Here is a 10,566-nt window from a genome sequence, read left to right as displayed (position 1 = left end):
TCCCCGGCGCAGCCCACCCACCGCCGGGCGCCGGCTGGTTCCCCGGGTACGCCCCGGACGCCGGCCAGCCCGCCGGCACCGACGGTCCCGGGGCCGGCGGAGCGGAGTACCCGCCCTGGTGCGACGGGGAGCCGGGCGAGGCCGACGGTCCCGGGGCGGGAGGAGCGGCGTACCCCGCGTGGTGCGACGGGGAGCCGGGCGCGGTCGATGGTCCGCCGGTGGGAGGGGCGGCGTACCCGCCGTGGTGCGGAGGCGACCAGGGCGGGGCGGGTGGATACGGCCCGGCGGGCGGCCAGGACCCGGGCGGAGCGGACTGCGGCGAGCCGGGCGGGGCATACCCCGCGGGGATGACCTCCGGTGACGCGCCGGACCCCCCGGCGGGCCCGGCGTCCGGTCCGGCCCAGGGGCTGACCGGCGGCGGGCCGCCGGCGTCCGGCCCGGTGCCGGGGCGGGCCGGGTCGCCTCCCGGCGGCGGGGCCGGTTCCGTCACGGGGTCCTCCTGTCGACGTGGCTCGCCCGCCGCACGGCGGACACCGGCCAGGCTACCGTCGCGGGTCTCGCCGGCGGGGCCGGGCGCGGGGCCGCTCCCCCGCCCGGTCAGTCGACGTTCGGGGCGAAGTCGTGCCCGAACGGGGCCCCGGCCAGCCGGACAACGCCGATCACCACGGCCGCCACGATCGCCACGGCCGCGAGCACCAGGCCGGTCCAGGCCAACTGCTCGCCCCGGCGCAGCCAGCCGGCGCCGGTGAGGTAGCCACCCGAGACGTACGCTTCGCGGCGGGCCTGCCGGGCGAGGGTGAGCGCGATGGTCGCGGGCACCACCCCGCCGACGAAGAACCCGGTGAGCGCCCCGATCAGCCCGAGGGCGAAGACCGCGCGGGCCTTGGTCGAGCGGACCGGCTCGGGGTCGAGCGGATGGCGCTGCCCCTGCTGGGCGACGGGCACCTGCCCGGGCACGGTCGTCATGCCCACCATCATGCCCCGCCGTGCCGGCCGGGGGGCCCACGGCAGCGCGACGCCGCCGCCGGACGCGACGAGGCCCCCGGCGGTGCCGGGGGCCTCGTCGTTTCCTACTGCTTAGCGGTACGACCCGAAGTCGAAGTCGTCCAGCGGCACCGCCTGGCCGCTGGCCGGCCCGAAGCCGTAGTCGGTCTCCGGGTAGCCGGTCATCGAGTAGACCTTGGCCTTCGCCTCCTCGGTCGGCTCGACCCGGACGTTGCGGTACTTGCTGATGCCCGTACCGGCCGGGATGAGCTTACCGATGATCACGTTCTCCTTGAGGCCGACCAGCGAGTCGCTGCGCGAGTTGATCGCCGCGTCGGTCAGCACCCGGGTGGTCTCCTGGAAGGAGGCCGCCGACAGCCAGGAGTCCGTGGCCAGCGAGGCCTTGGTGATACCCATCAGCACCGGGCGACCGGCGGCGGGCTCGCCACCCTCGCCGACGAGCCGGCGGTTCTCCGACTCGAAGAGCGCCCGGTCGACCAGCACGCCCGGCAGGAACTCGGTCGAGCCGGAGTCGATGACCGTCACCCGCTTGAGCATCTGGCGGATGATGATCTCGATGTGCTTGTCGTGGATGAGCACACCCTGCGAGCGGTAGACCTCCTGGACCTCCTGGGTCAGGTGGACCTGGACCGCGCGCGGGCCGAGGATGCGCAGCAGCTCGTGCGGGTCGATGGTGCCCTCGGTGAGCTTCTCGCCGACCTCGACGTGGTCGCCGTCGTGCGCCCGGAGCCGGACCCGCTTCGAGATCTTGTCGTAGACGATCTCGTCGCTGCCGTCGTCCGGGATGACGACGATCTTGCGGGACCGCTCGCCGTCCTCGATCCGGATCCGACCCGGGGTGTCGGCGATGGGCGCCTTACCCTTCGGGACCCGGGCCTCGAAGATCTCCTGGACACGGGGCAGACCCTGGGTGATGTCCTCACCCGCGACACCACCGGTGTGGAAGGTACGCATCGTCAGCTGCGTACCCGGCTCACCGATCGACTGGGCGGCGATGATGCCGACCGCCTCGCCGACGTCCACGGTCTTGCCGGTCGGCAGCGAGCGGCCGTAGCACGCACCGCAGACGCCCAGCTTCGACTCGCAGGTGAGCACGCTGCGCACCCGCACCGTCTCCACCCCGGCGGCGACGATCGCGTCGACCAGGATGGAGTTGATGTCCTGGCCGCGGTGGGCGACGACGTTGCCGTCCGGGCCCTTGATGTCGTCGGCCAGGGTACGGGCGTGCACGCTGGTCTCGGCGTGCTCGTGCACGACCAGCTTGCCGTCGACCCGCTCGCCGATCTGCATCGGGATGGCGCGGTCGGTGCCGCAGTCCTCCTCGCGGATGATGACGTCCTGCGAGACGTCCACCAGACGCCGGGTCAGGTAACCCGAGTCGGCGGTACGCAGGGCGGTGTCCGCGAGACCCTTCCGGGCACCGTGCGTGGAGATGAAGTACTCCAGCACGGACAGACCCTCCCGGTACGAGGCCTTGATCGGCCGCGGGATGATCTCGCCCTTCGGGTTGGCCACCAGACCACGGATCGCCGCGATCTGCCGGAGCTGGAGCAGGTTACCGCGGGCACCCGAGTTGATCATCTTCCACAGCGGGTTCTCCTGCGGCAGCGCGGTGTCCATCTCCTTGGCGACCTCGTTGGTCGCCTTGGTCCAGATCTCGATGAGCTCGCCGCGACGCTCCTCGGCGGTCATCAGACCACGCTGGTACTGCTTGTCGATCCGGTCCGCTTCCTTCTCGTACCGCTCCAGGATCTCCCGCTTGCGCGGCGGAGCGATGACGTCCTCCATGCCGATGGTGACGCCGGACCAGGTGGCCCAGTGGAAACCGGCCTCCTTGAGCCCGTCCAGGGTGGCCGCCAGGGCCACCTTCGGGAAGCGCTCGGCGAGGTCGTTGACGATCGCGGAGAGCTGGCCCTTGCGGATCTCGTAGTTCACGAAGCGGTAGCCCTGCGGCAGCGTCTCGTTGAACAGGACCCGGCCCAGGGTGGTCTCCACCGTCACCGGCTCGCCCTCGACCCAGCCCTCGGGCGCGACCCACGGCTCGGCACCGGCGCCGTTGTCGACACCGACGATGCCACGCAGGCGGATCTTGACCGGGGTCTGCAGGTGCAGCTCACGGTTGTCGAAGGCCATCCGCGCCTCGGCGTCCGAGCTGAACGCCCGGCCCTCGCCCTGCCCACCCGGGGTGAGGTGGGTGAGGTGGTAGAGGCCGATGACCATGTCCTGGGTGGGCATGGTGACCGGCTTGCCGTCGGCCGGCTTGAGGATGTTGTTCGACGACAGCATCAGGATCCGCGCCTCGGCCTGGGCCTCGGCGGACAGCGGCACGTGGACCGCCATCTGGTCACCGTCGAAGTCGGCGTTGAACGCGGTGCAGACCAGCGGGTGGATCTGGATCGCCTTGCCCTCGACCAGCTGCGGCTCGAAGGCCTGGATGCCCAGCCGGTGCAGGGTCGGCGCCCGGTTCAGCAGGACCGGGTGCTCGCCGATGACCTCTTCCAGCACGTCCCACACGACCGGGCGCTGCCGCTCGACCATCCGCTTGGCGGACTTGATGTTCTGCGCGTGGTTGAGGTCCACCAGCCGCTTCATCACGAACGGCTTGAACAGCTCCAGCGCCATCTGCTTGGGCAGGCCGCACTGGTGCAGCTTGAGCTTCGGGCCGACCACGATGACCGAACGGCCGGAGTAGTCGACGCGCTTGCCGAGCAGGTTCTGGCGGAACCGGCCCTGCTTGCCCTTGAGCATGTCGGAGAGTGACTTCAGCGGGCGGTTGCCCGGACCGGTGACCGGCCGGCCCCGACGGCCGTTGTCGAACAGCGCGTCGACGGCCTCCTGGAGCATCCGCTTCTCGTTGTTGACGATGATCTCGGGCGCGCCGAGGTCGATCAGCCGCTTGAGGCGGTTGTTCCGGTTGATCACCCGGCGGTACAGGTCGTTCAGGTCGGAGGTCGCGAAGCGGCCACCGTCCAGCTGCACCATCGGACGCAGGTCCGGCGGGATGACCGGGACGCAGTCCAGCACCATGCCGAGCGGCGAGTTGCGGGTGTTCTGGAACGCCGCCACGACCTTGAGCCGCTTGAGCGCCCGGATCTTCCGCTGGCCCTTGCCGGACCGGATGGTCTCGCGCAGGCTCTCGGCCTCGGCCTCCAGGTCCATGTTCTGGACCAGCGCCTTGATGGCCTCGGCGCCCATGCTGCCGGTGAAGTACTCACCGAAGCGGTCGCGCAGCTCGCGGTAGAGCAGCTCGTCGGTGACCAGCTGCTTCGGCTCGAGCTTGCGGAAGGTGTCGAGGACCTCGTCGAGGCGGTCGATCTCGCGCTGGGCCCGGTCGCGGATCTGGCGCATCTCGCGCTCTCCGCCCTCCTTGACCTTGCGCCGGACGTCCGCCTTCGCGCCCTCGGCCTCCAGCTCGGCCAGGTCGGCCTCGAGCTTGGCGGCCCGCTTCTCGATCTCCGAGTCGCGGCTGTTCTCGGCCTGCCGCTTCTCGGCCAGGATCTCGTTCTCGATGGTCGAGAGGTCACGGTGACGCGCTTCGGCGTCCACGCTCGTCACGACGTACGAGGCGAAGTAGATGATCTTTTCGAGGTCCTTCGGGGCGAGGTCCAGCAGGTAGCCCAGCCGGCTCGGCACGCCCTTGAAGTACCAGATGTGGGTCACCGGAGCGGCCAGCTCGATGTGACCCATCCGCTCCCGGCGGACCTTGGAGCGGGTCACCTCGACGCCGCAGCGCTCGCAGATGATGCCCTTGAAGCGGACCCGCTTGTACTTACCGCAGTAGCACTCCCAGTCCCGCTGCGGACCGAAGATCTTCTCGCAGAAGAGCCCGTCCTTTTCCGGCTTCAGGGTGCGGTAGTTGATGGTCTCGGGCTTCTTGACCTCGCCGTGGGACCACTGACGGATGTCGTCGGCGGTGGCGAGACCGATGCGCAGCTCGTCGAAGAAGTTGACGTCGAGCACTATGTCCCCTATGTCGTCGTCTGTACTGCTTAGCTAACGGGCGGGGTCGGGAGCCGGCGAACCGGCTCCCGACCGCTCGCCTCAGACCTCTTCGACCGAGCTCGGCTCGCGCCGGGACAGGTCGATGCCCAGCTCCTCCGCGGCCCGGAACACCTCGTCGTCGGTCTCGCGCATCTCCAGGGCCACACCGTCGCTGGAGAGCACCTCGACGTTGAGGCACAGCGACTGCAGCTCCTTGAGCAGCACCTTGAACGACTCCGGGATGCCCGGCTCGGGAATGTTCTCGCCCTTGACGATCGCCTCGTAGACCTTCACCCGGCCGAGGACGTCGTCGGACTTGATGGTCAGCAGCTCCTGCAGGGCGTAGGCGGCGCCGTACGCCTGCATGGCCCAGCACTCCATCTCACCGAAGCGCTGGCCACCGAACTGCGCCTTACCACCCAGCGGCTGCTGCGTGATCATCGAGTACGGGCCGGTCGACCGGGCGTGGATCTTGTCGTCGACCAGGTGGTTGAGCTTCAGGATGTAGACGTAGCCGACCGCGATCGGGTCCGGCAGCGGCTCACCGGAGCGACCGTCGAACAGCTGCGCCTTGCCGGTGCGCCCGATCAGCTGCTTGCCGTCCCGGTTGGGCAGGGTCGACTCGAGCAGACCGGAGATCTCCTCCTCGCGGGCACCGTCGAAGACCGGGGTGGCCACGTTGGTGTCCGGCTCGGACTCGTGCGCCTCGATCGAGCGGAGCTGGCGCTTCCACTCGGCGTCGTCGCCGTCCACGCTCCAGCCGGTCTTGGCCACCCACCCGAGGTGGGTCTCCAGGACCTGGCCGATGTTCATCCGGGACGGCACACCGAGCGGGTTCAGCACGATGTCGACCGGGGTGCCGTCCTCCAGGAACGGCATGTCCTCGATCGGCAGGATCTTGGAGATGACGCCCTTGTTGCCGTGGCGGCCCGCGAGCTTGTCACCGTCCTGGATCTTGCGCTTCTGGGCCACGTAGACCCGGACCAGCTCGTTCACGCCCGGGGGCAGCTCGTCGCCGTCCTCGCGGGAGAAGGTACGCACACCGATGACCGTGCCGGTCTCGCCGTGCGGCACCTTCAGCGAGGTGTCCCGGACCTCGCGCGCCTTCTCACCGAAGATCGCGCGGAGCAGCCGCTCCTCGGGGGTCAGCTCGGTCTCACCCTTCGGGGTGACCTTGCCGACCAGGATGTCGCCGGGGACGACCTCGGCGCCGATCCGGATGATGCCGCGCTCGTCGAGGTCGGCGAGCATCTCCTCGCTGACGTTCGGGATGTCGCGGGTGATCTCCTCCGGGCCGAGCTTGGTGTCCCGGGCGTCGACCTCGTGCTCCTCGATGTGGATCGAGGTGAGCACGTCCTGCTGCACGAGGCGCTGCGACAGGATGATCGCGTCCTCGTAGTTGTGGCCCTCCCAGCACATGAACGCCACGAGCAGGTTGCGCCCGAGCGCCATCTCGCCCTCGTCGGTGCACGGACCGTCGGCGATGACCTGGCCGGCCTCGACGCGGTCGCCCTCGAAGACGACCGGCTTCTGGTTGACGCAGGAGCCGGCGTTGGAGCGGCGGAACTTGTGCAGCAGGTACGTCCGGCGGTGGCCGTCGTCCTGGTGGACCGTGATGTAGTCCGCGCAGAGGTCCTCGACCACACCGCCGACCTCGGCGACGACCACGTCACCGGCGTCCACGGCCGCGCGGTACTCCATGCCCGTGCCGACCAGCGGGGCCTCCGCCTTGACCAGCGGCACCGCCTGGCGCTGCATGTTCGCGCCCATGAGCGCGCGGTTGGCGTCGTCGTGCTCCAGGAACGGGATCATCGCGGTCGCGACCGAAGTCATCTGCCGCGGCGAGACGTCCATGTAGTCGACGGCCCCCGGCGCCACGTCCTCGGTCTCGCCGCCCTTACGGCGGACCAGGACGCGGTCCTCGGCGAACGTGCCGTCCGACTTCAGCGGGGCGTTGGCCTGCGCCTTGACGAACCGGTCCTCCTCGTCCGCGGTCAGGTAGTCGATCTGGTCGGTGACCCGACCGTCGATGACCTTCCGGTACGGCGTCTCGATGAAGCCGAACGGGTTGACCCGGGCGAAGGTGGAGAGCGCGCCGATCAGGCCGATGTTCGGGCCTTCCGGCGTCTCGATCGGGCACATCCGGCCGTAGTGGGACGGGTGCACGTCACGGACCTCGAAGCCGGCCCGCTCCCGGGACAGACCACCCGGGCCGAGCGCGCTCAGCCGGCGCCGGTGGGTCAGGCCCGCCAGCGGGTTGGTCTGGTCCATGAACTGGGACAGCTGCGACGTGCCGAAGAACTCCTTGATCGCCGCCACCACCGGGCGGATGTTGATCAGGGTCTGCGGCGTGATCGCCTCGACGTCCTGGGTGGTCATCCGCTCGCGGACGACCCGCTCCATGCGGGAGAGACCGACCCGGACCTGGTTCTGGATCAGCTCGCCCACGGTACGCAGGCGCCGGTTGCCGAAGTGGTCGATGTCGTCGGCCTCGTATCCGTCCTCACCGGCGTGCAGCCGGCAGAGGTACTCCACGGTGGCGACGATGTCGTCCTCGGTCAGCGTGCCGGTGGTGATCGGCACGGCCAGCTCGAGCTTCTTGTTGAACTTGTAACGCCCGACCTTGGCGACGTCGTACCGCTTCGGGTTGAAGAAGAGGTTGTCGAGCAGGGTCTGGGCGTTCTCGCGGGTCGGCGGCTCGCCAGGGCGGAGCTTCCGGTAGATGTCGAGCAGCGCCTCGTCCTGCCCGGCGATGTGGTCCTTCTCGAGCGTGGTCATCATCAGCTCGGACCAGCCGAACTTCTCGCGGATCTGCTCCGCCGACCACCCGATGGCCTTGAGCAGGACGGTGACGGCCTGCCGGCGCTTGCGGTCGATGCGGACGCCGACCGTGTCGCGCTTGTCGATGTCGAACTCCAGCCAGGCACCCCGGCTCGGGATCACCTTGACGCTGGAGAGGTCGCGGTCGGAGGTCTTGTCCGGCTGCTTGTCGAAGTAGACGCCCGGCGAGCGGACGAGCTGGCTGACCACAACGCGCTCGGTGCCGTTGATGATGAAGGTGCCCTTCGGCGTCATCATCGGGAAGTCACCCATGAACACCGTCTGGCTCTTGATCTCGCCAGTGGTGTTGTTGGTGAACTCCGCGGTCACGAACAGCGGGGCGCAGTAGGTCAGGTCCTTCTCCTTGCACTCCTCGATCGAGGCCTTGACCTCGTCGAAGCGCGGAGCCGAGAAGGAAAGCGACATGGTGCCGGAGAAGTCCTCAATGGGACTGATCTCGTCGAGGATCTCCGCGAGACCCGAGCGTGCGTGCGGGTCGTCCGCCGACCGGCCCTGCCAAGCCTCGTTGCCGACGAGCCAGTCGAAGGACTCGTTCTGGATGGCGAGGAGGTTGGGGACCTCGAGGTGTTCGGTAATCCGACCGAAAGAAACTCGGCGGGGCGCGAATGCGCTCGACGTACGACTGGTCTTCGCAGGGCGGGAAGCTGCCAAGATGCGTCCTTCCGAGGACCGGTGCTGCAGAACGGCTGGTACGCGTGCACTCCAATGACCCCACCAGAAATATCCGTAAACGGACATTTCCGAGCAGGGGTCAAGTCGGAAGGCAGCGCAAACTAGCAGTGTAGCCGAGAGGCTAACCGCTGTCCAGCCCACCCCGCAGGTCGTCGCGGAACTTGCCTCGGGACCTCGGAAAACCGGGTCAACCGGGCTGCTCGGAACGCGACGTTCCTGCCGGTCCGCTCAGGCGCAGCGGCGGTGGTGCTGCCGTTGCCTTACCCGAGAGGCGGCCGTTGCAAGCGCGGAAGGTCTTGCTGGTGTCAGCGTGCCTGTCGGGCCCGTGCCGCGTCAAGGGCCGGTTACCGCTCGGGGTGTCTTTCCCACCGACGGGCTACCGACAGACACCGCCGTGACCCCGGTACGCCGGACGCGGACGCCCTGCTCACGCCGCTGCCACCGGTTAGCACCAACACGGCGGGCGGCGATCCGGTTCCCGGATCGCCGCCCGCCGCGACGCGGTGTGCCCCGGCTCACGTGAGCCGGACGCGCGTCAGGTCGAACTCAAGGTCACTTGAGGGTGACCTTGGCGCCCTCGCCCTCGAGCTTGGCCTTGGCCTTCTCGGCGGTCTCCTTGTTGGCCTTCTCCAGGACGGCCTTCGGAGCGGCCTCGACCAGGTCCTTGGCCTCCTTGAGGCCCAGGCCGGTCAGCTCACGCACGACCTTGATGACCTGGATCTTCTTGCCACCGTCGGCGTCGAGGATGACGTCGAACTCGTCCTTCTCCGGCTCGGCCTCGGCCGGGGCGGCACCCGGGGCGGCGGCGGCCATCGCGACCGGAGCCGCGGCGGTGACCTCGAAGGTCTCCTCGAACTGCTTCACGAACTCGGAGAGCTCGATCAGCGTCATCTCCTTGAACGCGTCGAGCAGCTCGTCGGTGCTGAGCTTCGCCATGTCTGGCGTCCTTTCTGAAAGTGAAAACTAAGAACGTGGGTGCGCCGGGTGGCCTCAGGCCGCCTCGGCGCCCTCCTTCTCGCGCTTGTCCTGCAGAGCGGCCGCCAGACGCGCGGTCTTGGCGAGCGGAGCCTGGAACAGGGCCGCGGCCTTGCTCAGGTTGCCCTTCATGGCGCCGGCCAGCTTCGCCAGCAGCACCTCGCGGGACTCCAGGTCGGCGAGCTTCGTGACCTCGGCCGCGGAAATGGCCTTGCCCTCGAAGACACCGCCCTTGATGACGAGCTTCGGGTTGGCCTTCGCGAAGTCGCGAAGCCCCTTCGCCGCCTCGACGACGTCGCCCGAAACGAAAGTCAGCGCGGTAGGACCGGTGAACAGCTCGTCGAGGCCGGAGATGCCCGCATCGGTCGCGGCACGCTTGGCCAGCGTGTTCTTCGCGACCGTGTAGCTGGTCTCCTTGCCGAGCGAGCGCCGCAGCTGGGTGAGCTGCGAAACCGTGAGCCCGCGGTACTCGGTCAGCACGGTCGCCCCCGCGTTGCGGAAGCTCTCGGTCAGCTCGGCGACGGCCGTGGCCTTGTCGGCCCGGATCGGCTTGTCCGCCATGTCCCTCCTCTCTCGTTGCTCGGAGCTGGTACGCCGGCGACGAGCGGACGCTCGCGACGGCGGCGGAGGCATGACGACAACGAGAAAAGCCCCGGCGCAGGGCGCGCGGGGCGAGGGCCGGCACCGTGGGCGCGGTCGGCGGACCACGTACAGCACCGAGTTTCGCTTGCCGCCCTGCGCGGGTCGCCCGTCATCGCGGAACCTTCGACCGTGCCAGGGCACGGTGACCAGCGGTCTCTGGGTGGAACTACGCGCCAAGGCTACGCGACGTGTCCCGTTACCTCCAAATCGGCCCCGGGGTGCTCCCGGTCACTCAGGCGCGGCTCCGGCGGCCCCAGGCGTAGCCGGCCAGCACCACGGCCGCCCAGGCCAGCGCCCAGACGGTCAGCAGCAGGCCGGTGGGAGCGGCGAGCGGGCCGGCCAGCGCCCGGGCGGTGGGCAGCACCGGCGGCGCCAGCCAGGGCGCCACCGAGCCGGAGAGGCCGAGGACCAGCGCGCCCACCCCGCCGAGGGTCAGCACGGCGACGCCGT

The 10,566-nt window shown here is 69.5% G+C and carries 5 protein-coding genes and 1 pseudogene; all 6 read right to left on the bottom strand.

Features of this window, described 5'->3' with window-relative positions; all coding sequences use genetic code 11:
• Nucleotides 1-597: 597 nt before the first annotated feature.
• Nucleotides 598-966 (bottom strand): hypothetical protein, encoded by a 369-nt coding sequence (locus B0E53_RS27470; RefSeq protein ID WP_107078677.1) that lies wholly within the window; start codon nucleotides 964-966, stop codon nucleotides 598-600.
• A gap of 111 nt (nucleotides 967-1,077) precedes the next feature.
• The gene (locus B0E53_RS27465; protein ID WP_107078676.1) at nucleotides 1,078-4,965 is read right to left on the bottom strand and encodes a DNA-directed RNA polymerase subunit beta'; all 3,888 of its coding nucleotides are present in this window, start codon (nucleotides 4,963-4,965) and stop codon (nucleotides 1,078-1,080) included.
• A gap of 81 nt (nucleotides 4,966-5,046) precedes the next feature.
• A complete protein-coding gene (locus B0E53_RS27460; protein WP_107078675.1) occupies nucleotides 5,047-8,478 on the bottom strand; it encodes a DNA-directed RNA polymerase subunit beta in 3,432 nt (1,143 codons plus the stop codon).
• A 573-nt stretch (nucleotides 8,479-9,051) separates the two neighbouring features.
• Nucleotides 9,052-9,435: a 50S ribosomal protein L7/L12 gene (gene rplL / locus B0E53_RS27455; RefSeq protein WP_107078674.1), complete on the bottom strand. Its 384-nt coding sequence runs from the start codon at nucleotides 9,433-9,435 to the stop codon at nucleotides 9,052-9,054.
• A gap of 54 nt (nucleotides 9,436-9,489) precedes the next feature.
• Nucleotides 9,490-10,035: a 50S ribosomal protein L10 gene (gene rplJ, locus B0E53_RS27450; RefSeq protein WP_046567232.1), complete on the bottom strand. Its 546-nt coding sequence runs from the start codon at nucleotides 10,033-10,035 to the stop codon at nucleotides 9,490-9,492.
• A 313-nt stretch (nucleotides 10,036-10,348) separates the two neighbouring features.
• Nucleotides 10,349-10,566 (bottom strand): annotated as a pseudogene (locus B0E53_RS27445) (hypothetical protein); the annotation flags it as partial.

This window comes from Micromonospora sp. MH33, from assembly GCF_003013775.1.
GTDB lineage: Bacteria > Actinomycetota > Actinomycetes > Mycobacteriales > Micromonosporaceae > Micromonospora > Micromonospora fulviviridis.
This window is presented reverse-complemented; position numbering and strand designations above follow the sequence as displayed.